The organism is Tistrella sp. (genome assembly GCF_002684955.1).
GTDB classification, from domain to species: domain Bacteria; phylum Pseudomonadota; class Alphaproteobacteria; order Tistrellales; family Tistrellaceae; genus Tistrella; species Tistrella mobilis.
In genome coordinates this window covers 215074-240749 of record NZ_NYWI01000029.1, presented here as the reverse complement: position 1 = coordinate 240749, position 25676 = coordinate 215074, and the positions used below count along the sequence as shown (strand labels likewise).

At 68.8% G+C, this 25676-nt stretch carries 23 protein-coding genes; 6 read left to right on the top strand and 17 right to left on the bottom strand.

From position 1 onward, the window contains the following. Positions 1 to 5: 5 nt before the first annotated feature. Positions 6 to 593, top strand: a complete 588-nt coding sequence (locus CMO28_RS08100) for a hypothetical protein (protein WP_296712216.1) — start codon at positions 6 to 8, stop codon at positions 591 to 593. Between the two features lie 24 nt (positions 594 to 617). On the opposite strand, the gene CMO28_RS08095 is transcribed toward CMO28_RS08100, so the two are convergent. The 10 genes from CMO28_RS08095 to CMO28_RS08050 all read right to left on the bottom strand — a co-directional run bounded on the left by CMO28_RS08095 (position 618) and on the right by CMO28_RS08050 (position 13912). Next, positions 618 to 3629, bottom strand: a complete 3012-nt coding sequence (locus tag CMO28_RS08095; protein ID WP_296712213.1) for an NHLP bacteriocin export ABC transporter permease/ATPase subunit — start codon at positions 3627 to 3629, stop codon at positions 618 to 620. Then, a complete protein-coding gene (locus CMO28_RS08090; protein ID WP_296712659.1) occupies positions 3626 to 4414 on the bottom strand; it encodes an ATP-binding cassette domain-containing protein in 789 nt (262 codons plus the stop codon). The genes CMO28_RS08095 and CMO28_RS08090 overlap by 4 nt, the downstream gene beginning before the upstream one ends. A 34-nt stretch (positions 4415 to 4448) precedes the next feature. After that, on the bottom strand, positions 4449 to 5891 hold the full coding sequence (locus tag CMO28_RS08085) for a cysteine peptidase family C39 domain-containing protein (protein ID WP_296712210.1): 1443 nt from the start codon (positions 5889 to 5891) through the stop codon (positions 4449 to 4451). Beyond that, a complete protein-coding gene (locus CMO28_RS08080) occupies positions 5888 to 7144 on the bottom strand; it encodes an NHLP bacteriocin system secretion protein (protein WP_296712208.1) in 1257 nt (418 codons plus the stop codon). The genes CMO28_RS08085 and CMO28_RS08080 overlap by 4 nt, the downstream gene beginning before the upstream one ends. 126 nt (positions 7145 to 7270) lie before the next feature. Then, a complete protein-coding gene (gene scpB, locus CMO28_RS08075; protein WP_296712205.1) occupies positions 7271 to 7942 on the bottom strand; it encodes an SMC-Scp complex subunit ScpB in 672 nt (223 codons plus the stop codon). Further along, positions 7932 to 8861, bottom strand: a complete 930-nt coding sequence (locus tag CMO28_RS08070; RefSeq protein ID WP_296712203.1) for a segregation and condensation protein A — start codon at positions 8859 to 8861, stop codon at positions 7932 to 7934. Before CMO28_RS08070 ends, scpB begins: the two co-directional genes overlap by 11 nt. 21 nt (positions 8862 to 8882) lie before the next feature. Continuing rightward, positions 8883 to 9929: a beta-N-acetylhexosaminidase gene (nagZ, locus tag CMO28_RS08065; protein WP_296712200.1), complete on the bottom strand. Its 1047-nt coding sequence runs from the start codon at positions 9927 to 9929 to the stop codon at positions 8883 to 8885. Beyond that, positions 9926 to 10960, bottom strand: coding sequence for an SPOR domain-containing protein (locus CMO28_RS08060; RefSeq protein WP_296712198.1), 1035 nt, complete (start codon positions 10958 to 10960; stop codon positions 9926 to 9928). Before CMO28_RS08060 ends, nagZ begins: the two co-directional genes overlap by 4 nt. Beyond that, a complete protein-coding gene (gene argS, locus CMO28_RS08055; protein WP_296712195.1) occupies positions 10960 to 12705 on the bottom strand; it encodes an arginine--tRNA ligase in 1746 nt (581 codons plus the stop codon). The genes CMO28_RS08060 and argS overlap by 1 nt, the downstream gene beginning before the upstream one ends. Before the next feature lies 1 nt (position 12706). Then, complete coding sequence (locus CMO28_RS08050) at positions 12707 to 13912, bottom strand: deoxyguanosinetriphosphate triphosphohydrolase (protein ID WP_296712192.1); 1206 nt, start codon at positions 13910 to 13912, stop codon at positions 12707 to 12709. Between the two features lie 202 nt (positions 13913 to 14114). Between CMO28_RS08050 and CMO28_RS08045 the strand changes: the two genes are divergently transcribed. Then, positions 14115 to 14504, top strand: coding sequence for a HesB/IscA family protein (locus CMO28_RS08045; protein ID WP_296712191.1), 390 nt, complete (start codon positions 14115 to 14117; stop codon positions 14502 to 14504). 15 nt (positions 14505 to 14519) lie between these two features. Beyond that, the gene (xth, locus tag CMO28_RS08040) at positions 14520 to 15353 is read left to right on the top strand and encodes an exodeoxyribonuclease III (RefSeq protein ID WP_296712188.1); all 834 of its coding nucleotides are present in this window, start codon (positions 14520 to 14522) and stop codon (positions 15351 to 15353) included. Positions 15354 to 15379: 26 nt separating this feature from the next. Here xth and ilvD read toward each other — a convergent pair whose 3' ends face one another. From ilvD to ftsH, 3 genes are all read right to left on the bottom strand, one after another. Continuing rightward, positions 15380 to 17053 carry a dihydroxy-acid dehydratase gene (gene ilvD / locus CMO28_RS08035; protein ID WP_296712186.1) on the bottom strand — a complete coding sequence of 558 codons (1674 nt, stop codon included), beginning with the start codon at positions 17051 to 17053 and terminating at the stop codon, positions 15380 to 15382. Positions 17054 to 17165: 112 nt separating this feature from the next. Continuing rightward, complete coding sequence (locus tag CMO28_RS08030) at positions 17166 to 18149, bottom strand: zinc-dependent alcohol dehydrogenase family protein (RefSeq protein WP_296712182.1); 984 nt, start codon at positions 18147 to 18149, stop codon at positions 17166 to 17168. Positions 18150 to 18233: 84 nt separating this feature from the next. Continuing rightward, positions 18234 to 20048, bottom strand: a complete 1815-nt coding sequence (gene ftsH / locus CMO28_RS08025) for an ATP-dependent zinc metalloprotease FtsH (protein ID WP_296712179.1) — start codon at positions 20046 to 20048, stop codon at positions 18234 to 18236. Between the two features lie 164 nt (positions 20049 to 20212). On the opposite strand from ftsH, the gene CMO28_RS08020 reads away from it, so the two are divergent. Both CMO28_RS08020 and CMO28_RS08015 read left to right on the top strand, forming a co-directional pair. Then, on the top strand, positions 20213 to 21481 hold the full coding sequence (locus CMO28_RS08020; RefSeq protein ID WP_296712177.1) for a DUF763 domain-containing protein: 1269 nt from the start codon (positions 20213 to 20215) through the stop codon (positions 21479 to 21481). A 118-nt stretch (positions 21482 to 21599) separates the two neighbouring features. Further along, positions 21600 to 22307, top strand: a complete 708-nt coding sequence (locus CMO28_RS08015) for a glutathione S-transferase N-terminal domain-containing protein (RefSeq protein WP_296712174.1) — start codon at positions 21600 to 21602, stop codon at positions 22305 to 22307. 64 nt (positions 22308 to 22371) lie between these two features. Here CMO28_RS08015 and CMO28_RS08010 read toward each other — a convergent pair whose 3' ends face one another. The 4 genes from CMO28_RS08010 to CMO28_RS07995 form a co-directional block, all read right to left on the bottom strand. Then, entirely contained in the window at positions 22372 to 22578 is a 207-nt protein-coding gene (locus CMO28_RS08010) for a helix-turn-helix domain-containing protein (RefSeq protein WP_296712173.1), read from the bottom strand. After that, on the bottom strand, positions 22578 to 23150 hold the full coding sequence (locus tag CMO28_RS08005; RefSeq protein ID WP_296712171.1) for a DUF2975 domain-containing protein: 573 nt from the start codon (positions 23148 to 23150) through the stop codon (positions 22578 to 22580). The genes CMO28_RS08010 and CMO28_RS08005 overlap by 1 nt, the downstream gene beginning before the upstream one ends. A 107-nt stretch (positions 23151 to 23257) precedes the next feature. Continuing rightward, positions 23258 to 24172 carry an alcohol dehydrogenase catalytic domain-containing protein gene (locus tag CMO28_RS08000; protein ID WP_296712170.1) on the bottom strand — a complete coding sequence of 305 codons (915 nt, stop codon included), beginning with the start codon at positions 24170 to 24172 and terminating at the stop codon, positions 23258 to 23260. Next, positions 24169 to 24642 (bottom strand): ester cyclase, encoded by a 474-nt coding sequence (locus CMO28_RS07995; RefSeq protein WP_296712167.1) that lies wholly within the window; start codon positions 24640 to 24642, stop codon positions 24169 to 24171. The genes CMO28_RS08000 and CMO28_RS07995 overlap by 4 nt, the downstream gene beginning before the upstream one ends. Positions 24643 to 24732: 90 nt before the next feature. Between CMO28_RS07995 and CMO28_RS07990 the strand changes: the two genes are divergently transcribed. After that, complete coding sequence (locus tag CMO28_RS07990; RefSeq protein ID WP_296712165.1) at positions 24733 to 25659, top strand: LysR family transcriptional regulator; 927 nt, start codon at positions 24733 to 24735, stop codon at positions 25657 to 25659. Positions 25660 to 25676 lie beyond the last annotated feature (17 nt).

The following is a 25676-nucleotide window of genomic DNA, read 5'->3' as shown; positions in this document are numbered from 1 at the left end:
TGGCGATGCTGATCTGCAATGCCCTGCCGCATGTCGCCCGCGCCGAAGAGATCTATGGCTCCACGCTCGATGCCCAGGCAAGCGCCGCACGTGCGGCAGCCGCCGAAGACGGCGTCGAGGTCTCACAGCTCGCCGAGGCCTTCTGTGCCGTCTATCCGGACCTCCACGGCGGCGGTCTGCCGTCGCCCGCTGCACAGCATGCCCTTGAACCTTTGATCACCCTCGGCCTGGATGGTGCGCTCACCGCCGCCCGGCATCTTCACGATGCCGCCATCCGCCAGGCCCCGGGCGACAAACCGCCCTTCGCCGATGGCGATCTGTTCTCCAGCCTGTTCGAGGGCGCCACGAGCTGCCGTGTCGGCGCCGTGACCCTGGCGCGCAACACCGCCTCGGTCGAGCTGCGCTATGCCTACGAGGCCGGCACGCTGATGACCAGCTGGACCGATCGCCTGTCGATCCTGCGCGGCGATGACGGCTGGCGGATCGATGACGTCGTCTATGACGGCCGCTGGGATTTCGCCAACACCGGCAGCCTGCGCGGCATGATCGAGAGCGCCGCTGCAGCCGAGGCCGGTCTGCCGACGGCGGATTGACGACCGTGTCCCCTGGCTGAGGGCCTACAGCAGCTGGCGCCGGGCCAGGGCCGCGAATTCGCCATCCAGCGCCATCAGGCTGCGATAGTCGCCCTGCTCCACCAGCCGGCCCGATTTCATGACATAGATCTGATGGGCGTCCTGAATGGTCGACAGGCGATGCGCGACCACGATCCGGGTCATGTTCAGCTTCGAAATGCTGTCATTGACGATCGCCTGGGTGCGGTTGTCGAGCGCGCTGGTCGCCTCGTCCAGCACCAGGATGCGTGGCCGGTGGACCAGGGCCCGGGCGATCATCAGCCGCTGGCGCTGCCCGCCCGAGAGTGTGCCGCCACCTTCCGACAGCACCGTGTGCATGCCCATGGGCAGGGCCCGGATATCCTCGTCCAGGCCTGCAAGCCGCGCCGCCGCCCAGGCATCGTCCTGGGTCAGCGGCCACGAGCCGACGATGTTGTCGAAAATGCTGCCCGACATCAGCCGGCCGTTCTGCAGCACCACGCCGATCTGCCGACGGAGTGCCGTCAGGTCCAGGCCGGCCTGATCCATACCGTCGAAATAGACACCGCCCGATTGCGGCAGCTCGAAACCGAGCAGCAGGCGCAGCAGGGTCGACTTGCCCGAACCGCTTTCGCCGACGAAGGCGATATAGCCGCCCGATTCGATCGTCAGCGACAGATCGTCCAGCACCGGCGGCGCATCGGGTGCGTAGGCGAAGGTGACGTGAGAGAACTCGATCCGGCCGGTGATCTCGCCCGGATGGGCCCGGTCGGGGGTGATCTCGGGCATCTCGGTCAGGATCGGCGTCACCCGTTCGTAAAGCGGGACGATGGCGAGCACGGTGCCGGCCGTCGCGACCAGAGAGGTCATCGCCATGGTCAGCTGGCCGAAAGCGGCGGTGAAGGCCATGAACGGGCCGATGCCGAATTCCGGCCGGCCGTCGGGCCCGGTCAGCAGGGTCGCGACCGAGAGATAGACCGCCAGCGTACCCAGCACGGGGAAGAGCTGCGCCAGCGCCCCCTGGGCCGCCGCATTCAGCCGCACCCGATAGGTCAGCCGCTTGCGCACCGAAAACTCTTCGGCCCAGCGGGCGAAGGCGCGCGGTTCGGCAGCAGACACACGCAGCTTGGACAGCCCCGTCAACAGCTGAAAGACCAGCCCCTCGATCCGCCCGCCCAGGCTGAGCAGCGCCCGCTGATCGGGCAGCTGGATCCTGAGCAGAATGCCCGTCACCAGCACCTGGACCAGCAGCACGCCCAGTGCGACCAGGGCAAGCTTCGCGCTGTACCAGAACAGCAGGGTCAGGCTGACCAGCGAAAACAGGGCATCCAGCCCCACCTGCAAGGCCGAGCCGGTCAGCAATTCACGGATCGCCGAGACGCTGTTGGCACGATCGGCCAGATCGCCGCCGGTGAACCGGCGGAAGAACGGTGCCGGCAGGGCAAGCAGCCGGTCCCAGACCGCCGATTGTACCGAGCTGTCCATGGTCGCCTGCAGCCGCAGCAGCGCAATGCCGCGCACCACGGCGAAGGTCAGGATGCCGACCGCACCCGCCAGCAGCGCCAGCACCACCCAGAGATGGGTCTGCAGATCGGCCCGCGGGATGACGTTGGAAAACAGCGCCCCGCTGGCGATCGGGGTCAGCAGACCGGTCAGCGCCGCCAGCAGACCGCAGGCCATGATCGTGCGGACATCGCCTTTCAGGCCGTACAGGCCGAACCGCCAGACCTCTCCCACCGACATCGGCTTGGCCGGGAACGGCCGGTAGAGCATCCAGCCTTCGCCGCTCAGGCTGTCGACCTCGGCACGGGTGACCGGCCGGCCCGGACCGTCCGGCCCGTCGGTCTCGGGATCGACCAGCCGCCAGCGGCCATCGGCAGCGGGCAGCAGGGCCACGGGCCGGCCGCGCTCCCCCGCCCCGGTCTCACCGATGAAGGCGACGAGGGGCGCGCCCGGACGGCGCCACCAGTCGCCGCTCAGCGTCACCCGCCGACAGCGGAGCCTCAGGCTCTGGGCGATGTCGAGCACCCGTCTGCCACGCGGTTTTGCGCCGCGTGAGGCCGGATCGATCCCGGTCTCGCGGGCGACACGATCGACCGCGGCGATGAGCGGCCCGGCGCCCTCGGCAAGGCCAGCCGTCTCCGTCTGCCCGTACCGGTCGAGCAGGCGTCCGATGCGGCCGAGCGAAGTCTCGAACCGGCGCCGGCTGGCATCCCGACGGGTTTCCAGCCGGCCGCCATCCTGCTCGGCCGCCTCGGCAAGCCGCCGGGCGGTGGCCGTCAGCACCATGTGGTGGAAAGCGTCCAGCGCCTCCCAGGCCATGTCGCGGAACAAGACCGTCGGCGTATAGGCCGGCGAGAGGATCGCATCCTCGGCCGTCTCGACCCAGAGATGGCGCGCGACCGGTATCGGCGGGTCATTGCGACCGTATTCCAGCTCCGGCAGGCCCATCAGCCGCACCCGGCCGCTGTTGCACTGAACCCAGATCACGTCTTCGGGCTGCGGCCCCAGCACCCGGCCGGCCGGCACCTCCTGGCCCGGGTCGGCTTCCAGAAGCTCGGCCGCGCGGGCACCGGCGCCCGGCACCGCAAGCCCGGCCATATGGCCGATCCAGCGGTCCAGCCAGTCGACCACGATCAGGTCGAAATCGCCCTCGGCAACGTCGGCGCGCTTCGCCTCGAAGAGTTCGGTGCCCATCACGGCGACAGCGCGGAGCGCCAGATCGGCCCCCTCTTCCGCCGCGACCAGCGCCCCTGCCGACGGCACCAGGCCGGGCGAGAACACCAGTTCGCCGGCCGGCACCCGGCCGACATGAATGCCGACGCCGATCACCTCGCCGTCACGCACCGGCACGGCATAAAGATCGACCGCGCCTTCCAGCACCAGCCAGATGAGATCGGGCCGGTCGAGCAGGAAGGGATTGTGATAGCCGACCTGGCGCCGCACGCCATCGATCTTGGCCAGCAGCTCGGCCTTGGCCTCGACGAGCTCCGGATCGATCGCCGGCAAACCGGCGCTTTCAGACGATGCCGCTGTCATCCGCGCCCCCTGGCCGCATCGGCCTGTTCGGATCGGATCAGCCGCGCATAGGGGCCGTCCTCGCGGATCATATCCTCGTGCCGGCCGCGCTGGGCGATACGCCCCCGTTCCAGCACGATGATCTCGTCGCAATCGCGGATGGTCGACAGCCGGTGGGCGACGATCAGGCAGGTGCAGCCGCGGTGGCGCAGGCGCTCGTCGATGATCTTCTCGATCTGGGTGTCGAGCGCACTGGTCGCCTCGTCCAGGATCAGCACCGCCGGGTCGCCGACCAGCGCACGGGCGATCTCCAGCCGCTGACGCTGGCCGCCGCTGAAATTCGCGCCGTTCTCGGCCACGGGTGAGTCGTAGCGGCCGGGCCGTGCCTCGATCAGATCCAGCAGCGCCGCGTCCCGCAGCGCCCGGGTGACGGCGGCCTCGCCGATGGTATCGTCCCACATGGTGACGTTTTCGCGCACCGTGCCCTCGAACAGGAAAATGTCCTGGTCGACCGAGGCGATGGAGCCGGCGAAATAGGCATGGGGCAGGTCTTCGGCGGGAATGCCGTCGAACAGCACCCGCCCGCTCCACGGCCGGTAAAGCCCGCAGACCACACGCGCCACGGTGGACTTGCCGCTGCCCGATCCACCGACCAGCGCCACGCGCTGGCCCGGGCGGATGGTCAGGGAGAAGTCGTCGATCAGCGGCGCTTCGGCCTTGTTGTAGCCGAAGGTCAGATTCTCGATCCGCACCTCGCCGCGCAGACGCTGCGGCAGCCTGCGGCCCGAGGGCGCATCGATCCGCATCACCTTTTCGGTGGTGTCGAGCGTGGGATCGACGTCATAGCGCAACACGTCGTCGATGCGCGCCACCTGGCCCTTGATCCCATGCAACTCGCCGCCGAACTGCATCAGCCCGGCAATCGGCGCCGAAAAGCTGGCGAGCAGGCTCTGCACCGCCACCAGGCCGCCGACCGTGATGGCGCCCGACATCACCTTCCAGACCGCCGATGCCCAGGATCACGGCCGAGGTGAGTGCCGCCATGAAGGCCGGCACCGCATTGACCCACGAGGTGATCCGGCCCACCTGCTGCAGGGCGTTCAGATAGCGGGCATGGACACCCGCCCAGCGGGCGAAGAAATCGCTCTCGCCGCCGCTCGCCTTCAGGGTCTCCAGCAGCTGGATGCCGCTCATAGAGGTCGCCGCCAGGGCGCCCTGTTCGCGAGCAAGACGCCGGCCGCCATCTTCCCGCGCCCGCTGGGCCAGCTTCAGCACCACCGCATTGACCAGGGCGAGGCCGATGCCCACGGCCCCCAGCAGCGGCGAATAGCCGATCATGACCACGGCATAGAAGACCATGGTGACCAGCCCGACCGCATTGGTCGCAAACTCGCCCGACAGCAGCTGGGCGATCCGGTCGCCGGATTCCACCCGCATCGCCACGTCGCCGTGGTAGCGCTGAAGGAAGAACTCCACCGGCAGCCGGAAAACATGCCAGAGCAGCTTGGCCGAGCCCGAAATCGCCAGCTTCAGTTCCAGTCGGGCCAGATAGCGCATCTGCGCCCAATCGAGCCCGGCCCGGATGATCGCGGTCAGCCCGATGCCGATCAGCAGCGGTTTCAGCCAGTCCTGCTCGTCGCCGATCAGCACACCGTCGACGAAGAGCTTGGAGAAGACCGGCAGCGCCAGCCCCGGCAGCACCAGCATCAGGGTCAGCATCAGCACCATGGCGAGCGCCGGGCCGCTGCCGCGCAGCCGTTCGGCAAAGGCCTTGAACAGCCCCGGCGGGCGACCGCCGCGCTTGAACTCCGGCATCGGCCGGAAGGCCAGACACACGCCGGTGAAGCCCTGGTCGAATTCCTCCACCGTCATCGCCCGCGGCCCCATGGCCGGATCATTGATCCAGACCCGGTCGCGCTTCGCATCCACCCCTTCCAGAACCACGAAATGGTTGAAGTTCCAGAACACGATCATCGGGAAGGGCAGGTTGACCACGCTGTCGGGCTCGCGCCGGTAGCCGCGGGCCTCGAAGCCGTAGCGACGCGCGGCCCTGAGCAGATTGGCGGCCTTGGAGCCGTCGCGCGACACGCCGCATTCCCGGCGCAGCACCTCGAGCGGTAGCCAGAGCCCGTGATGGGCCATAATCATGGCAAGCGAGGCGGCACCGCATTCGGTCGCCTCCATCTGCAGAATGGTCGGCACACGGAAGCGGCGCCCGCCCTGCGGCGCGTTGGGCTTGATCAGGCTTTCAGGAGCGGCGGGCGCCGCGGCAGGCGCGGTCACAGCCCGGTCCACTCCTTGAGCAGCGGGATCACCATGTCGATGGGCCGCTCGGTCGCGGTCTCGACCTCGACCGAGGCCAGCGTACCGGCCGAAAGCGCAAGATCGCTGCCCTTGGACGAGGTCCAGCGATAGCCCGAGCTGCTCGACGGATCCCGATCGATGCGGACCCGGGCCAGGAAGGGCGGGCCCGCCTGAACGAAGCTCTCGACAAGTCCGGGATTGTCGACGATCGCCCGGATGCCGTCGGTCGAGACCGGGAAGTCCGACACCGAGACCAGTTCGCCGGTCAGCGTACCGAAGCTCTCGCGCGGCGCCGTCGACGGGCTGATCTGCACCGGCATGCCCGGCCGGATCGCCTTGCCGTCGGCCGGCGGCACGAACATCACCACTTCCAGCGTCTCGCCGCCGGTCTGCAGGGCCAGCACCGCCTGGCCGGCGCTCAGCTGGGCGCCGGGCAGTTGCTTGATCTCGGTCACCCGCCCCGTCTCGGGTGCCGTCACCACCGCGCCGCGGGCGGCCCGGGCCTCCAGCTCGGCAACACGGCGCTCCGCCTCGGCGATCGCCTCGTCGGCCTCGCGGCGGCGGCGCTCGGCGGCGATCTCGGCCTCGATCTTCCGTGAGCGGAGATCGGCGGTGCCGCTTTCGACCTCGGCCAGATCCTGGCGGGCCTGGGCGACCTCGTCCCGGGCCCGGGCGAGCGCATCGCGCGTCACCACCTTCTGGGCCAGCAGGGCCTCCAGATCCGAAAGACGCCCCTGCTGATAGGCCAGCCGGCTGCGCGCGGCATTGAGGCGGGTATCCAGCGCCTCGCGCTGGGCGGTCAGGCTCGCCTCCCGCAGGCGCGCTTCCTCGGCAAGATCCTGCTCCAGCCGGGTGCGGGCATCGCGGCGTTCCGCCACCACCGCCCGCAGATTGGCAAGCTGCAGGGCGAGATCCGGGTTGGAGATCCGCGCCACCGGCTCACCGGCCGTGACCTCGTCTCCCAGCCCGACCAGAAGCTCGGACAGCGTCCCCGCCCCAAGCGCCGGTGCATCCAGAACCCGGCCGCCCTCGGCGATCAGCAACCCCTGCCCGGCCTTGCGCACGGGGATCGCCCCCACCACCGACCAGACCACGACCCCGGCCATCGCCGCCGCCACGACAAGCGCCGCCGCCCAGCCCCGCGGGCTGGCGACGGTCAGTGTCTGATCAAGCTGTTCGGGGGAAGACAGACGGTCGAGGGCCGCCTTCCGGAAAATACCGCTGGCATTCATCGTCGGACCGACATCCCCCCCGTACCCGCATCCCGCCCCAAAGCTAGCCGCCGGGGCCAATGCTGTCCATCGACCGCCGAACCTTCCCTGCCGACGGCAGCTCTGCAAGCGCTGACGTTGACCGGATCAATCATTGTTGACGTCGCCACCCTCGAGCCCCGCGGTGAAGCCGCCAAGCCGTCCGCTCGGCTTCGGGCGGGGTTCCAGCGGCAGGGTCGGCTGTTCCTGATCGGCGGCATAATCGGCGATGCCGCGCCCCTGCCCCAGCAGGCCGGCGGCTTTCAATTCGTCCAGCCCCGGCAGGTCGGCCAGCGACGCCAGGTCGAAATGATCCAGAAAATGGGGCGTCGTCGCCCATTCGAGCGGCCGCCCCACCGCCTGCCGCCGGCCACGGGGGCGCACGAAACCGGTTTCGATCAGCAGATCCAGCGTCCCGCGCGCCAGGGCCACACCGCGGATTTCCTCGATTTCGGCCCGGGTCACCGGCTGGTGATAGGCGATGATCGCCAGCACCTCCAGCGCCGCCCGCCCCAGCCGGCGCGGCTCCACCACCCGCGCCTGCAGATGCGGGGCCAGATCGGGGGCGGTACGGAAGGCCCAGGCGTCGTCGCGGCGCACCAGCTCCACCCCGCGCCCGGCATAATCGGCGGCAAGACTGTCCAGCACGGCATCGATCGGGGCCCCCGCCGGCAGATACTCGGCCAGCCGGTCACGACCGAGCGGTTCGGCGCTGGCGAAGAGCACCGCCTCGATCACGCGGCGCGCATGGGCGAAACGCTCCGTGTCGTCACCGCTCATCTCCGCCCTCCTCGTCATCCGTCGGGATCTCGTCCATGGGGGCCCGGGCGTCCGGATGCACCATCAGCGGCCCGCCGCCTTGCCTCTGCGCCACCGCAAGCCGGCCCTGACGGGCCAGTTCCAGCACCGCCACGAAGCTTGCCGCCAGGGCAGAGCGTCGCTCCAGCCGTCTGGCGCGCGCGGCCGCCGCCTCGGCCGCAGCCAAGGCCAGCGGATCGCCCGTCGCCGGCAGCGGCCGGGGGGCCGGCAGATCGGGCAGCAGGCCGATCAGCGGCACCCAGCGCCGCGGCAGCCCCGGCAGCAGGGTCCCGAGCCGTTCGATCGCCTGATCGATGGTCATCAGCCGCGACGGGGTCACCGTCAGCACATTGCGAAAGCGCCGCTCCGCGATCCGGGCATAAGCGGCGATCAGGTCGCCATAGCCGTCGGTCGCCTGGCGCTCCACGATTCTGACCGCCGCCCCTGCCCCGCCCGCGGGAAACCGGTCCAGCAACAGCCGCGGGCGGGCGCGCAGCGCCTCGCCCGCCCGCCGCATCGCCTCCAGCCGGCGCAGCCGCAGGGCCAGGGCCGCCGCCATCTCCTCGGCCGACGGCTCGTCTTCATCCGCAGACGGCGCCTCGTCCGGCAGCAGCAGACGCGATTTCAGGTAGGTGAGCCAGGCGGCCATCACCAGATAATCCGCCGCCAGTTCCAGATGGCGGCGGCGGGCCTCGGCGATGAAGCCCAGATACTGATCGGCCAGCCGGGTGATGGAAATCTTCTGCAGATCGACCTTCTGGTCGCGGGCGAGCGACAGCAGCAGGTCGATCGGCCCTTCGAAACCGTCGAGGTCCAGGACAAGCTGCATCGGACGCGGCGGTGATGCCGCATCCGATGCCGTCATGTCCGATGTGAGGCCATGCCCGATGTCGCCGGCCATGTCACCGGCCCCCGAACCCGGTCAGTCGCCGATCAGGCCGGCAAGCGCCTTGCGATCGGCTGAAACATCCAGCTGGGCCGAACGGCGCTTCGCCGCCCAGGCCGCCGCCGCCGTCAGCCGCCGCCGGGCTTCGGCCGTCACCAGGGGGGCCGCTTCCAGCACCGCACGGGTTTCGGCCGTGTTGCCGTTGCAGTGGAGCACCGCATCGCAACCGGCCGCCAGGGCCGAATTCGCCCGCCAGGACATGTCGCCCTCCAGCGCCGCCATGCAGACGTCGTCGGACAGCAGCACGCCGTCGAAGCCGATTTCGCGGCGGATCACTTCGTCGATCACCTTTGCCGACAGGGTCGCCGGCAGGTCGGGATCGATCGCCGGATAAGCGACATGGGCGGTCATCGCCCAGGGCAGACGGTTGAGCGCCAGGAAGGGGGCGAAATCGGCTGCCCGAAGCGCGTCCAGATCGGCATCGACCACCGGCAGTTCCGCATGGCTGTCGGTCTCGGCCCGGCCATGGCCCGGGATATGTTTCACCACCGGCTGCACGCCGGCCTCGCCCAGTCCCGCCGCCATGGCGCCGGCCAGCGCCGCCACCTTGACCGGATCGGCGCAATAGGCACGATCGCCGATCACTTCATGGGCGTGGGCGAAGCGAATATCGGCCACCGGCGCACAATTGACGTCGATGCCGAGCGCAATCAGGTCGTGACCGATCAGCCGCCCGGTCAGCCGCGCCGCGGTCAGCCCCGCTGCCGGATCCTTGGCATGCAGACGGCCGATGACCCCCGCCGCCGGCACCACACCCCAATGCGGCGGCTTCAGCCGGCGGACGCGGCCGCCCTCCTGGTCGATCAGGACGGGGGCATAGGGATTGCCTGCCGCCGCACGGAATTCTGTCACCAGTGCCGACAGCTGCTCGGGTTCGTCGACATTGCGGGCGAACACGATCAGCCCCAGCGGGCGTTCGCCGGCGATGATCGCCCGTTCCTCTGCGGTCAGCTTCAGCCCCTGGCAGCCGATGATGATCGGGCGCAGATCGGCCGGACACGAGGGGGTTGCGGGCGTGCTCATGGTGCCACCGGGAAGCAGGCGAGCTTCGCCTGGGCAAAGCGGCCGCAGAGCGCCTTGGCGGCGGCACCGTCGGCCAGCGGACCGGCCTGGAGTCGATACAAGGTACCCTTGTCCTTCACCTTGACCGGAACGATCACCGGCTGCAGGCCAGCGACCAGTTCCTTGTTACGGGTGCGCAATGTGTCCCAGCCCTTGCGCGCGCCGGCCTCGTCGCCGAAGGCGCCCAGCTGAACCTTCCAGCCGGCCAGCGAGGCCGTCGCATCGGCGCCGGTGCGCACGTCGCGCAGATCCGGAGACTTCGGCGGCTCGACAGGCTTCGGGGCTTCGGCCGGCTTCGTCTGCTCGACGGGCTTGGCCTGCTCGACGGGTTTGGCGGGCTCCACGGGCCTGGCCGGCTCGACCGGCTTCGGGGCCTCGGGGGCGGGTTTCGCCTGTTCCACCGGTTTCGGCGTCTCCGCAGGCGCCTGAGGCTGCGGCTGGGCGGGAACCGGCGCCGCCTGGGCCGGCGCCTCCTGCACGGCCGGCTGCTCCGGTGTCTGGTTCTGGGCCTGCGCGACCTCCTGCCCGGCCGCGTCCGGCGCCTCGGCCACCAGCGCACCTTCATCCGGTTCGGGCAGGATGGGGTCCTCTGGCGGCGGCATCAGCCGCTCCACCGGCGCCCGCTCGGGCTCGGTTCCTGTTTCGGTGCCGCCGCCGAGCGCGTCGTAGACGGTCTTGTCGCGATGCGGCACTTCCATACCGCCGGGATCCTTGGGCAAGGATTTCATCGGCGTCTGATCGGCGGTGATCAGCGGCGGCGGGGCATCACGCATCGACACGTCGCGCTGATCGAAGGCGTACCAGACCAGGCCGCCGAACAGGATCAGCGCCGCCGCCACGGCGACCGGACGCAGGCGATGGCGCCGCGGCAGCGGGACATGGCCGGCGGGTTCGAAGTCGTCGTCGCGCGGCGGCCGCGGCCCTGCGGCGGGCCGGCGCGGCTCGGCGCGAAGCCCGCCCTCGTCGTCGCCGTTGAGCGGCGGTTGCGGCATCAGTGCAGCTCCTCGACCGGTTGCACACCCATCACGCCGAGCCCCGAGGCGATCACCAGACGGGCGGCCTCGATCAGTGCCAGGCGGGCGGCGACGATCTCGGGATCGTCAGCCACGATGATCCGCAGGCTCTCATCCTCTCGGCCTTTCGTCCACAGTCCGTGAAGTTCTGCGGCCAAGTCCTGGAGATAAAAGGCGATTCGGTGTGGCTCATGTGCATCGGCTGCGCCCTGCACCACCCGCGGCCATTCGGCCAGGCGGCGGATCAGGCCCAGTTCGGCATCATGGGTCAGGCGATGAAGCGGTGCGGCATCGGCGGCCGGCGCCTCGATGCCCATCTGGTCCTTCGCATTGCGCTGAACCGATCGGGCGCGGGCATGGGCGTACTGAACATACCAGACCGGGTTGTCGCGCGACTGCTCCGTCACCTTCGCCAGATCGAAATCGAGCGTCGCATCGTTCTTGCGGGTCAGCATGATGAAGCGGACCACATCGCGGCCGACCTCGTCCACAACCTCGCGCAGGGTGACGAAGGTGCCGGCACGCTTGGACATCTTCACCGGCTCGCCATTGGCCATCAGATTGACCAGCTGGCAGAGCTTGACGTCCAGTTCTGCCTCGCCACCCGAAATCGCCTTCACGGCGGCCTTCATCCGCTTGACATAGCCGCCATGATCGGCGCCCAGAACGTCGATCTGTTCGGGCCAGCCGCGACGGTACTTGTCGAAATGATAGGCGATGTCGGCGGCGAAATAGGTATAGGCGCCGTCGGACTTCTTCAGCGCGCGGTCGACATCGTCGCCGAAATCGGTGGCGCGGAACAGGGTCTGCGGGCGCGGCTCCCAGTCGTCGGGCAGCTTGCCCTTGGGCGGCTCCAGCACGCCTTCATAGATGTGCCCGGCCTCGGTCAGCGCGGCCAGCGCCGCGTCGATCGCGCCATTGTCGTGCAGTACCTTTTCCGACGAGAACACATCGTGCCGCACGCCCAGCGCCGCCAGATCGTCGCGGATCAGGGCCATCATCGCCTCGACGGCACGGGCCTTGAACACCGGCAGCCATTCGCAGTCGGGGGCCGCCGTCCAACGGTCGCCGAACTCGGCGGCCAGCGCCTGGCCCAGCGGCACCAGATAATCGCCGGGATAGAGGCCGGCCGGAATCTCGCCCACCGTCTCACCAAGCGCTTCGCGGTAGCGGATATGGACCGACCGTGCCAGCACCTCGATCTGGCTGCCCGCATCATTGATGTAGTATTCGCGGCAGACGGTATAGCCGGCCTTGATCAGCAGGCTGGCCAGCACGTCGCCGACCACGGCGCCACGGGCATGGCCGACATGCATCGGCCCGGTCGGATTGGCCGAGACATATTCGATATTGACCCGCCGGCCCGCGCCGGCAGTCAGATCGCCATAGGCGGTCCCGGCGGCCAGCACGCCCCGCACCACGCCCTGCCAATAGGCGGGCGACAGGCGCAGGTTCACGAAACCGGGGCCCGCAACCTCCACCGTCTCGACATCGCTGTCGGCGCGCAGCCTCTCGGCCAGCGCCTCCGCAATGTCGCGCGGCTTCATGCGCGCGGCCTTGGCCAGCACCAGAGCGGCATTGGTCGCGAGATCGCCATGGGCGGCATCACGCGGCGGTTCCACGGAGATGTTGGCGGTGTCCAGATCGGCCGGCAGGCGGCCCTCGGTCCCGAGCGCCCCGACGATGCCGGCGATTCTGGCGCGAAACTCTTCGAAGACGCTCACGTCACGTCCTGACGAATGGGTTGAACAACTTTTCGTACTCGTCACGGGCATGCCTGTCGGTCATGCCCGCCACATAGTCCACGACCACCCGGGCGGTGGCGGCATTCCCCGGCCCTTCCGCCCGTTCACGCCACCCGTCAGGCAGGCATTCCGGTTCGGCCAGGAACAGCGCCACCAGGTCCCGCACCACCCGGCGCGCCTTCGATGTCATCCGGTTGACCCGGACATGTCGATAGAGCGCGCCGAACAGATAGGCTTTGATCGCGTGCCTGTCTTGGTCCATCTCGGCGGAAAACGCAACCGTCGGCGCGCCCAGCGCCCGTGCATCATCCGCATGGGCGATGCCCGCCGCAGCGATCCGGCACCGGGTTTCCGTGATCAGATCCGTGACCATGCGATCGATCAGGCGGCGCAGAAGTTCGCCGATCAGCCGGCGCTGTTCAAGCCCCGGATAGTCCGCCACCAGCTGCTGGAGCAGTGGTCCCGCCAGCGGCTGCTCCGCCACATCCGCGATCGACAGAAATCCTGCCCGGAGCCCGTCATCGATGTCGTGGGTGATGTAGGCGATGTCGTCGGCAAGCGCCGCCACCTGCGCCTCGATCGACGGCCAGCCGTCCAGATCCAGCGGCTTGATGCTGCTGATCGCGGCCAGGGTCTCGGTCACCACCGGCGGCTTGGGGCGGGGATCGGCCAGCGGCCCGGTCATGGGCCCGTTATGCTTGGCGATCCCCTCGATGGTTTCCCAGCTGAGGTTCAGCCCGTCGAAGGCGGCATAGCGCCGCTCGAACATGGTGATCACCCGAAGCGCCTGGACATTGTGGTCGAAACCGCCGAAATCCGCGGCCGCCTGGGCTAGCGCTTCTTCGCCGGCATGGCCGAAGGGCGGATGGCCCAGATCATGGGCCAGCGCCACCACCTCGGCCAGATCCTCATCAAGGCCCAGCACCCGGGCGATGGTGCGGCTGATCTGCGCCACCTCCAGGCTGTGGGTCAGGCGGGTGCGGTAATGGTCGCCCTCGTGGCTGACGAAGACCTGGGTCTTGTACATCAGCCGCCGGAAGGCCCGGGCGTGAACCACCCGGTCTCGATCCCGCTGAAAGGGCGAGCGGATCAGGCTTTCGGGCTCGTCGATCAGTCGGCCGCGGGTCGGGCGACAGGCATAGGGGGCGAGACGGGACGATGTGTCCCGGGGGTCCGCTGCGGCCATGCTCTTCCTCGTCGACCTCTCGGCATCGCCGGCACCAGGACGGCACCGGCAAGCCGCTTCAGGCTACGCCGAAGCCACCGGGCCATCAACAGGCACAGGGCAGGCCGTCGTTGACCTGGGCGCCATGCTTCCCTACATCTTGGATCCAATAAACGGGTGAGAAACCCGCGATCCGGTATCGACCTGCGAGGAGGTCCAGCAGATGGCCGCTTCCGACGCCGCCCTTACCTCGGGCAACGGCTCCGCCGGCGCGCCCGGCCTGCCGCCGCTGACGCTGAGCGCCCGCGCCGCCCGCCACATCAACCGCATCGCCGAGAAGGAAGGCGTGACCGTCCGGCTGCGCATCGCCGTCTCGGGCGGTGGCTGCTCGGGCTTCCAGTACGAATTCTCGATCGACAAGGACGGCGTGCAGCCGGAAGACGTGGTGATCGCCCGCGACGGCGCCGAGGCGCTGGTCGACGAGGCGTCGATCCCGTTCATCATCGGCTCGGAGCTGGATTTCGTCGAGGATCTGACCGGCTCGCGCTTTGCGGTCACCAATCCGAATGCCACGGCCTCCTGCGGCTGCGGCACCTCGTTCAGCGTGTTCTGAGGCAGCCCGCCCCCGATGATCATCGCCACCTGGAACGTCAATTCGCTCAAGGCCCGTCTTGGTCATGTGCTCGACTGGCTGGCCGAAGCGACGCCGGACATCGTGCTGCTTCAGGAACTGAAGCTCGAGACCGACAGGTTCCCCGCGGCGGAGATCGAGGCGGCCGGCTATCATTTCGCCGCCCACGGCCAGAAGACCTATAACGGCGTCGCGATCCTGGCCAGGGCACCGATCACCGACGTCACCCGCGGCCTGCCGGGCTTCGAGGACGAGCAGGCGCGCTGGATCGAGGGCACGGTGGCGATCGGCGACCAGGGCGTGCGGGTGGCCAGCGTCTATGTGCCGAACGGCCAGTCGGTGACGTCGGAGAAATTCCCCTACAAGCTCGCCTTCCTCGACGCCTTCGTCAGCCATGCCCGGTCGATGCTGGGCGATGCCAGCCGCCCGGCGGTGATCGGCGGCGATTTCAACATCGCGCCCGAGGCCGGCGATCTCTACGACCCCAAGGGCTGGGCCGGCGACGTGCTGTTCCATCCGGAAGAACGTCGCCGCTTCCGCGCCGTGCTCCACCAGGGTTGGACCGATGCCTTCCGCGCGCTTCATGCCGAAGCCGGCCGCTACAGCTGGTGGGATTACCGCGCCGGCATGTGGCAGAAGGATCACGGCCTGCGCATCGACCATCTTCTGCTCTCGCCCGAAGCCTGCGACCGGCTGGAAGCCGCCGATATCGATCGTGCGCCACGTGGTCGCGACAAGGCGTCCGACCACACCCCGGTCTGGGCCCGGCTCGCCGATCAGGCGCGCATCAACGCCCCCTATGGTGCCCCGGAAGGCGAAGCCGCCGCCTGAGACGGCGGCTTCACCCCGGGAAGGGCTCAGTCGGTCACAGCCCCCTCGCTCGCCGGACGGGCCAGCCTGGCGAACTTCGACAGCACGCCGCGGGTATAGCGCGGTGCAGGCGGCGTCCAGGCCGCCCGTCGGGTCTCCAGCTCGGCATCGCTCACATTCAGCTGAATCAGCTGGCGATGGGCGTCGATGGTGATCTCGTCGCCCTCCTTTACCAGCGCGATGGTGCCGCCCTCGCTCGCCTCGGGCGTCACATGGCCGACCACCAAGCCCCAGGTCGCGCCCGAGAACCGGCCATCGGTGATCAGCCCGACGCTCTCACCCAGCCCGCGGCCGATGATCGCCGAGGTCGGCGCCAGCATCTCGGGCATGCCCGGGCCGCCCTTCGGGCCCAGATAGCGCAGCACCACCACATCGCCCGGGCGGATCCGGTCGCCCAGGATCGCCTCCATCGCCGAAGGCTCGTCGTCGAACACCCGCGCCGGCCCGGTGATCACCGGGTTCTTCAGCCCGCTGATCTTGGCGACGGCACCTTCGGTCGCCAGGTTGCCCTTCAGGATGGCGAGATGGCCCTCGTCATAGATCGGCCGGCTGATCGGGCGGATCACCTCCTGATCGGCCCGCGGCTCGTCAGGCACATGCTCCAGCTCCTCGGCCAGCGTCCGGCCGGTGATGGTCATGCAGTCGCCATGGATCAGCCCGGCATTCAGCAGGATCTTCAGAACCTGCGGCACGCCACCCGCCTTGTGCAGATCCACCGCCATGAACCGGCCCGAGGGCTTCAGGTCGCAGATCACCGGCACCTTGCGGCGCACCCGCTCGAAATCGTCCAGCGACCATTCCACACCGGCGGCATGGGCGATCGCCAGATAATGCAGCACGCCATTGGTCGAACCGCCGGTCGCCATCATCAGCGCCACGGCATTCTCGATCGATTTGCGGGTGATGATGTCGCGCGGGCAGAGGTTCGCCTCCACCGCCTTCACCAGCACCTCGGCCGCCCGTGTAGCACCCGCCACGATCTCCTCGTCCGGATTGGCCATCGACGAGGAATAGAGCAGCGCCATGCCCAGCGCCTCGAAGGACGAGCTCATGGTGTTGGCGGTATACATGCCGCCGCAGGATCCGGTCGACGGGCAGGCGTTGCGCTCGACGCCCTCGAAATCCTCTTGTGACATCCGGCCGGCCATGAAGGCGCCGACGGCTTCGAAGGCCGAGACGATCGACAGGTCCTGGCCTTTCCAGCGTCCCGGCTTGATCGTCCCGCCATAGACATAGATGCCCGGCACATTGCAGCGGGCGAGCGCGATCATCCCGCCCGGCATGTTCTTGTCGCAGCCGCCGACGACCAGCACCCCGTCCAGCCACTGGCCCTGGACGCAGGTCTCGATGCAGTCGGCAATGACCTCGCGCGAGATCAGCGAGTACTTCATGCCCTCGGTGCCCATCGCCATGCCGTCCGAGATGGTGGGCGTGCCGAAGACCTGCGGATTGGCCCCTGCCGTCCTGACGGCAACCGTCGCGGCATCCACCAGCCGCTGCAGCCCGGCATTGCAGGGCGTGATCGTGGAATGGCCGTTGGCGATGCCGATCATCGGCTTGTCGAAATCGGCCGCCTCGTAACCCAGGGCGTAATACATCGCCCGGTTGGGCGAGCGCGCCACGCCCTGGGTGATGTTGGCGGACCGCCGGTTGTTCGCCATCTCCTCGTCTCCTCCCGCTTTGTGCCGCGGCATTCGGGGCTGCGGCTTCGATCCGCCCATTGTCGATGGATCGAAGGCAGGAAGAAACAGCTTCCGACGCCACGTGGACCCGTCAGGGCACGAGCACGGCCGCCCCCTGAAACCGGCCATGGCGCAGATCGTCGAGCGCGCGGTTGGCATCGGCCAGGGGGTAGATGGTCGTCGAGGTCTTCACGCCGGCCCGCGGCGCCAGCTCCAGGAATTCATGACCATCGGCACGGGTGAGATTGGCGACGGACACCAGCCGGCGTTCGCCCCAGAGCAGGCTGTAGGGGAAGGACGGGATGTCGCTCATATGGATGCCGCCGCAGACCACGATGCCGCCCTTGCGCACAGCGGCCAGCGCCTTCGGCACCAGATCGCCGACCGGCGCGAACAGGATCGCCGCATCCAGCTCCGCCGGCGGCGCCTGATCCGAGCCGCCGGCCCAGACCGCGCCCAGGACCCGGGCATGAGCCTGCGCCGCGCTGTCGCCCGGGCTGGTAAAGGCAAAGACCTCCCGCCCCTGCCAGCGGCAGACCTGGGCGATGATATGGGCGGCGGCGCCGAAGCCGTAGAGCCCGATCCGGTCGGCCTCCCCCGCCATTTTGAGCGAGCGCCAGCCGATCAGCCCGGCACACATCAGCGGCGCCGTCGCCACCGGGTCCAGATCATCGGCCAGCGGAAAGGCGAAACCGGCATCGGCCAGCATGTGGGTCGCGAACCCGCCATCGCGGGTGTAGCCGGTGAATTCGGGGAAATCGCACAGGTTCTCGGCCCGCATGCCGCAATAGCGGCAGGTGCCGCAGGCATGCCCCAGCCAGGGCACCCCCACCCGCCGCCCGGCAAGCGACGGGTCGACGCCGGCGCCCAGCGCCTCGACCACGCCCACCACTTCATGCCCCGGCACCACCGGCAGTTTCGGGTCCGGCAGGTCGCCGTCGACCACGTGCAGATCGGTGCGGCAGACCGCGCAGGCCAGAACCCGGACCAGGATCTGCCCGGGGCCCGGTTCGGGATCAGGCCGCGTCTCCATGACCAGCGCCGTTCCCGGCCGCTGCAGAACCATCGCCTTCATCTCGCCATCTCCCGCAGTGCCGTCACCTCGGCAGGCACTCTCGCACAGGGGCCGGGAGGGCGATTTGACCCCGGTCAAATCCGGTCAGGCGGTGCCGGCAATCATCGCCTTCAAGGTGTCGCCGTCCAGGGTCTCCTCTTCCAGCAGCCGATGGGCGGCACGGTCGAGCAGCGCCCGGCGTTCGGTCAGCGCGGCCACCGTCCGCTCGAAAGCCTGATCGACGATCTGGCGGACCTCGGCATCGATCGCCGCCGCCGTCACATCCGAAAAATCGCGCGGCCGCGGCATGCCGGTCAGATCCTCCGGGCTGAGGAAGGATCGCCGGTCACGCTCCAGCGCCACCTGGCCCAGCGTCTCCGACATGCCATAGCGGGTGACCATGGCGCGGGCGATGTCGGTCACCTTAGCGAGATCGTCGGCCGCACCGGTTGAAAGATGATGATAGACCACCCATTCCGCCGCCCGGCCACCCAACAGCACCGCCATCTTGTTTTCAAGCTCGGTCCGGGTCATCAGGAAGCGGTCCTCGGTCGGCCGCTGGATGGTATAACCGAGCGCGCCGATGCCGCGCGGGATGATCGAGACCTTGTGGACCGGATCGACCCCGGGCAGCACGCTCGCCATGATCGCATGGCCCATTTCGTGATGGGCCACGATCTCGCGCTCACGCGGGTTCAGCAGCCGGTTGCGCTTCTCAAGCCCCGCGACGATCCGCTCCACCGCGTCGTTGAAATCCTCCATGGTCACCGCGTCGCGGCCATGGCGGGTGGCGAGCAGCGCCGCCTCGTTGACCAGATTGGCGAGGTCCGCCCCAGTGAAGCCCGGCGTCAGCGCCGCCACCCTGGCCGCATCCACATCCGGGGCCAGATCGACCTTCTTCATATGGACGTTCAGGATCTGGATCCGCCCGGGCTTGTCGGGGCGGTCGACCAGAACCTGACGGTCGAAGCGGCCGGCGCGCATCAGGGCCGGATCCAGAATTTCCGGCCGGTTGGTCGCCGCCAGCAGAACCAGCCCCGATGACGGGTCGAAGCCGTCGAGTTCGACCAGCAGCTGGTTGAGGGTCTGCTCCTTCTCGTCCTGACCGCCCGACATCGGCCCGATCGCCCGGGCGCGGCCAAGCGCATCAAGCTCGTCGATGAAGATGATCGCCGGCGCCTTCTCCCGCGCCTGGGCGAAGAGGTCCCGCACCCGTGCCGCGCCCACGCCCACGAACATCTCGACGAATTCGGAGCCCGAGATCGAATAGAACGGCACCCCCGCCTCACCCGCCACCGCCCGGGCGAGCAGGGTCTTGCCGGTGCCGGGAGGACCGACCAGCAGAACACCCTTGGGCATGCGTGCGCCCAGCCGGCCATAGCCCTTCGGATCCTTCAGGAAAGCGACGATCTCTTTCAGCTCGTCTTTTGCCTCGTCGACGCCGGCGACATCGTCGAAGGTGACGCCGGTGTCGCGTTCGACATAGACCTTCGCCTTGCTCTTGCCGACCTGCATCATGCCGCCGCCGAGCCCTGCCCCCATCCGCCTCAGGATGAAGATCCAGACGCCGGCGAACAGGGCGACCGGCAGCACCCACGAGAGCAGATCACGGAAGAAAGTATTCTCCACCTGCCCCTTCACCACCACACCCTTGTCCTGAAGCTGGCGGGCGAGGTCGGGCTCCACACGGGTGGTGACGAAGCGGGTCTGGCCGCCTTCCAGCGGCTCCTTCAGCGTGCCCTGAATGAAGCGGTCCGACACCGCGACCTCGGCGATCTTGCCTTCGGTCAGATAGGTTTCGAACCGGCTGTAGGGGATCTCGGCGACCTGCTGGGCGGTGGTGAAGACATACTGGAACACCAGCAGCGCGAACAGGGCCGCGAACCAGTACCAGAGGTGAAACTGCGTCTTCTTCTCCATCACCCGTCACCTTACCTCGTGCGATCTGCAATGATGCTAGCACTATCTGCCGGGGTGCGGGTGGCCGGGATCGCATATCAGCGACACGCCCTCACCTGCTTGCCAGAACGGGTTTCTGCCGGTTAGGATAGGGATGTTTCCCTTTCGTTCCGGAGCAGCCGCTGATGTCCAGACGCGCCGGCAGTGCCGACCTGCCGCTTCATGGCGGCCGGGTGCCCGCCTGGCTGGGCCAGCGGATGACGAAGCTCGGCACTGTGATCACGCAGGCGATCATCCTGCATTACGGCCGTGACGAGTTCCTCCGCCGCCTGGCCCACCCCTTCTGGTTTCAGTCCTTCGGCGCAGTGATGGGCATGGACTGGCATTCCTCGGGGATCACCACCTCGGTGCTGGGGGCGCTGAAGCGCGGGCTGACGCCGCTGTCGGCAGAGCTTGGTCTGCATGTCTGCGGTGGCCGAGGCCGCCATTCCCGTGCCACACCGGATGAACTTCTGGCCGTCGGCAACCGCACCGGCCTTGATGGCAGCGCCCTGGCCCGGACCAGCCGGATGATCGCCAAGGTCGACAGCGCCGCCGTGCAGGACGGGTTCGACCTCTATCTTCACGGCTTCATCGTCGCCGATGACGGGCGCTGGGTGGTGGTGCAGCAGGGCATGAACGACGGCACCCGCCTCGCCCGTCGCTATCACTGGCTGTCGGAAGATCTGAAGAGTTTCGTCGAAGCCCCGCATGCCGCGATCGACGGCCGCAATCAGGGCCGGATCGTCAACCTCACCGACCGCCGCGCCGCCGCCTCGCGCATCGGACAGCTGGATCTGCTGCGGGATCTGGGGCCCGACGGCATCGTCCGGGAAGCCGCGGCCCTCACGCCTGCCCCGCCCGCACCCGCCACGGCCCAGCCGGAGCTGCCGCATCTGGTGATGCCCGATCGTCACGAGGTCCGGCCGGGAGACGTGATCCTGCGCCGCCTGCACGGTGCGCTTGCCGCCGCCGCCGAGGCAGGCCCCCGGGATTTCGCCGAACTGCTGATGGTCCCGGGCGTCGGCGCCCGGACGGTGCGCTCGCTCGCCATGGTCGCCGAGCTGGTCCACGGCGCGCCCTGCCGCTTCGACGACCCGGCCCGTTTCTCGCTCGCCCATGGCGGCAAGGACCGGCAGCCTTTCCCGGTGCCCGTGCTGGTCTATGACCGGACCATTCAGGTGATGAAATCGGCGGTCGAAGCCGCATCCCTCGGCAATGACGAAAAGCTCGACGCCATCCGCCGCCTGGACGCACAGGCACGGCGGCTGGAGCAGACCGCCGACGGCCCGTCGCTGGACGCCTTCATCGACGGGGAACGCCGTCGCTCCCACGACTATGGCGGCCGGAGCGTTTTCGGCCATGAACCGCCGCCGGCGGAAAGGACATCCCGCACAGGCAGGGCGGGCGGCTGAAAGAACGGTGCGTTTCCATGAGGCAGGACAGACAGTCCCCGATGCTCCGCCTAGGATGACTGCCCCTGCCTGTCCGTTCCAACCACCTGTCCGTTCCGACCTGTTGAAGGACGCCCCGATGGCCGATCTCTCCGCCTTCCCGATCACCCGCAGCTGGCCCGCCACCCATCCGGACCGGATCCAGCTCTATTCCCTGGCCACGCCCAATGGCGTGAAGGTGTCGATCATGCTGGAAGAGACCGGCCTGCCTTACGAGGCACATCTGATCGACATCATGAAGAACGAGACCTGGACGCCGGAATTCCTGTCGCTCAATCCGAACGGCAAGATCCCGGCGATCATCGATCCCGCCGGCCCCGACGGCCGGCCGGTCGGCCTGTTCGAATCCGGCGCCATCCTGCTTTATCTGGCGGAAAAGACCGGCTGCTTCCTGCCCGCCGATCCCGCCGCCCGGATCGAAACCATCCAGTGGGTGTTCTTCCAGATGGCGGCGGTCGGGCCGATGTTCGGCCAGCTCGGCTTCTTCCACAAATTCGCCGGCCGCGAGATCGAAGACAAGCGCCCGCTGGAGCGCTACCGCGCCGAAAGCGAGCGCCTGCTCGGCGTGCTCGAATCCCGGCTCGACGGCCGCGACTGGATCGTGGGCGACGACTACACCATCGCCGACATCTCGCTGCTGGGCTGGGTGCGCAACCTGATCGGTTTCTACGGCGCGGGCGATCTGGTTCATTTCGAAAAGCTGGTGAATGTTCCGGCCTGGCTGGAGCGCGGCCTTGCCCGCCTGGCGGTGCAGCGGGGGCTCGAGATCCCGAGGCGGCCGGCCTGATCGCTGCGTCAGCCAAATGACGAAACACGGCAGGCCCCGCCGATTGACCGGGCCTGCCGTGTCGTCATTGTGCTTCATACTCCAGAAGATCACCGGGCTGGCAGGCGAGCGCCTCGCAGATCTTCTCCAGCGTCTCGAAGCGGATGCCCTTCACATGGCCGCGCTTCAGCAGGGAGAGATTGGCCTCGGTAATGCCGATCTGTGCCGCCAGATCCCGGGAACTCATCTTGCGGCGGGCCAGCATCACATCCAGACGCACGACGATGGCCATCAGACGATCTGCGCATGGTCTTCCGCCATGCGTGCTGCCCGATGCATGATGTCGGCGATCAGATAGACCACGGCCCCCAGCACCAGGGTCAGCAGCGGCCCGCTGCTGATGCTGATTGCCAGCTGGCGCTGGCCGGGGGCGGCCAGAACGGTCGCCCCCAGCACCACAACCGTCGGTGCGATCAGCCCCGCAATCCCGCCGAGCGTCACCAGACCGGCGATCCGCCGAAGGGCGGCCACGGTCTCAATGGTGAAGATGGCTCCCCGGCCGACCGCCAGAAAGCAGCGCCGCGCCACCAGCAGGGCCAGACTGACCGGCAGCACCGGCGCCAGCATGCCGGCCAGAACAATGCCGACCTGCCACCAGACCAGCGCCGCAAGGTCGATCGTCTTCGAGAGGCCCGGAAGATCCGGCACCTGTCCCGCCGCACAGCTCACGACCACACCAACCGGCAGGGCCACGGCAAAGGCGGCGCAGAGATGCGCCAGGCGACGGCTGCGGCGGCAGAGGGCCCCGTCCTCCCGGCCCTTACCATCGTCGTCGAGCGTCTGATTGGCGGCGGGCAGGCGCATGATCCTTCACCTCTCGGCTGTGCCATCCATCGATACCCGCATGTTGCGGCAAAAATTTTCTGTTTTACAGAAAAATTTTGCCGCCAATTCCGATTCTGATCTGCCGGTCAGCCCTCCCGCACCGTCACCTGACGGGCCGGAAGACGCCCAGCCGTCCAGGCGCTGAACACGGTCGCGGCGTCCCCGATCCCGAAACGGTTCGCAATCTCGGGGACCAGCACGCCGTCGGCCGCCAGTCCGGCGATCCGATCGAGCTGACCGCCGCCACCTGCCAGGGCTGCGAAACCGGCCTCGACGCCCGCAGGTACCGCCGCATCTTCGGGCAGCGGCTCGGCGATGGCCAGGAAGCGGGCACCGGGGCGCAGACGGGCCAGCACCTGCCGCTGACGCGGGCCGCCGACGGTGTCGATCACCACCCCGGCCCCGGCGATCGCGGCGGCGAGGTCGGCCCCCTCTGCCGCAAGCACCTGCACCCCAGGCGCCGCGAGCCGGGCGGCATGGCGGCCGCTGACCGTCACGGCACGCCCAGGGCGGGCGATCTGCACCAGCGCCGTGCCCACCGCACCACTGCCCAGGATCACCAGCGGATCATCGGCGCCGGCCACCTCGTCCAACGCCTGCAGCGCGATGGCTGCCGGTGTGACCAGGGCCGCCGCGGTTGCGGCATCGATCACCGCCGGGCGCCGCGCCACGAAGCCGGCCGGCAGGGTGATCGCGGGCCCGAAGGCGCCGCCGGCAACCGGATCGCTGCGCCCGAAGACCTCGTCTCCGGCCGTGAAACCCGTCACGCCGGCGCCGACGGCCACCACCCGACCGGCGAAATCGGTGCCTGGTACCCAGGGCAGTGCGATCGGAAACCAGTCGGCCAGATGGCCCCGGGCGAGCTTGGCATCCAGCGGGTTCAACGCCGCCGCCTCTATGTCAACGCGGAGCTCTCCCGGCCCCGGCTCCCGCGGCGGCAGCTCCGCAAGGCCAGGCTCGGGCGTGGCCCCCATGCGGGTGAGGATCAGGCTCCGGGTCATGCCGCCGCTCCTTCCATCAGAGGCCAGGCGCCGATCTGACGGAACAGGCCGAACAGATCCTCCATATGGTGGGTGACCGCGATACGGTCGTCCTCGAAGCGATGGAATTCGTGGATGGTGAGACTGACCCGCCGGCCGCTGGCCGGTACGCCGAACAGCGGCCCCAGATGGGTACCGGTCGCCATCAGGCGTACGGCCGCCCGGTCGGGGCCGGTCAGCACCTCGACAATCTCGACCGCCAGATCGGGAAAGGCCTGCCGGAACAGGCGGAAGATCGGCTTGATGCCGGCAGGCCCCGCGCCCTGGCCGGGCATGGGCGGAATGTCCTGCCAGTCCGCCGTCAGCGCCAGATCGACCAGATCGACGTCGTCGGTGCCGAAACCACCATAGAGATGTTCCAGTGCAAGGCGCCGGCCAGGGGAAAGATCCGGCGCTTCGGCCGGGGGAATGCGGGCGATATCCGTGGGCATGATGCCTCCATCATCGGGTGACGATGGAGAAGGTGGGACAGCCTGTGTCATCATTGAAATCGATGCAGATCATATAAGGACATAGATCTGGTGGATCACAACGGTTTCGACCTCAATCTGATCGCCGCCTTTCAGGCGCTGATGGCGGAACGCAACGTCACCCGGGCCGCCCGGCGGATCGGGCTGACCCAGCCGGCGATGAGCGCGGCGCTCGCCCGACTGCGCCGCGCCACCGGCGACGAGCTGTTCGTGCGCAGCCCCAAAGGGCTCGCCCCCACCCCGCGCGCACTGGACCTTGCCCGCCCCTTCGGGCAGATCCTGGAGACGGTGGACATCGCTCTGGACCACAGGCCGGGTTTCGACCCGGTCTCTGCCAGTACCAGGGTGACGCTTGCGCTGTCGGAGCATCCGGCCCATCGCCTGTTGCCGGGACTGGGGCGGCGCCTCGCGGCGGCGGCACCTGGGATCGACCTGCAGGTGCTCGGCTTTCAGGGGCGCGAAGATGCGATCCGCCTGCTGGACGAGGCGGTGGCAGATCTTGCCGTCGGCGTGCCGCCGGGCCCGGAAGCGCGCATCCTGTCAGCACCGCTGTTCACCGAAGCTTTCGTCTGCATCGCCCGCAAAGGTGGGCCGGCAGAGGCGGCCCTTGCCGATCTCCCTTCCTTCCTCGACGCCCGCCACCTGCTGGTCTCCCCCGAAGGCGACGGCTTCGGAGTGGTGGACCAGGCCCTTCAGGCGCAGGGCCTCCGCCGCCGGGTCGGCCTGATGCTGCCGCAGATGTATGCAGCCCCAGCCATCATCGCCGAAACCGACCTGGTGGCCACGCTGATGGCCGGCGTGGTCGCGGGCGCGCGGCCGGATCTGGCCGTGTCTGCGCCCCCGCTGGCCCTGCCGGCGATCCCCTTTCATCTGCTCTGGCATCGGCGCACCGACGATCACCCGGCACAGCGCTGGCTGCGGCAGCAGGTGATCGAGGTCGCCGCCGAGCCGGCGCAGGATGAGGTCTTGTTATTTTAGAGACGATCGGTCTAAAT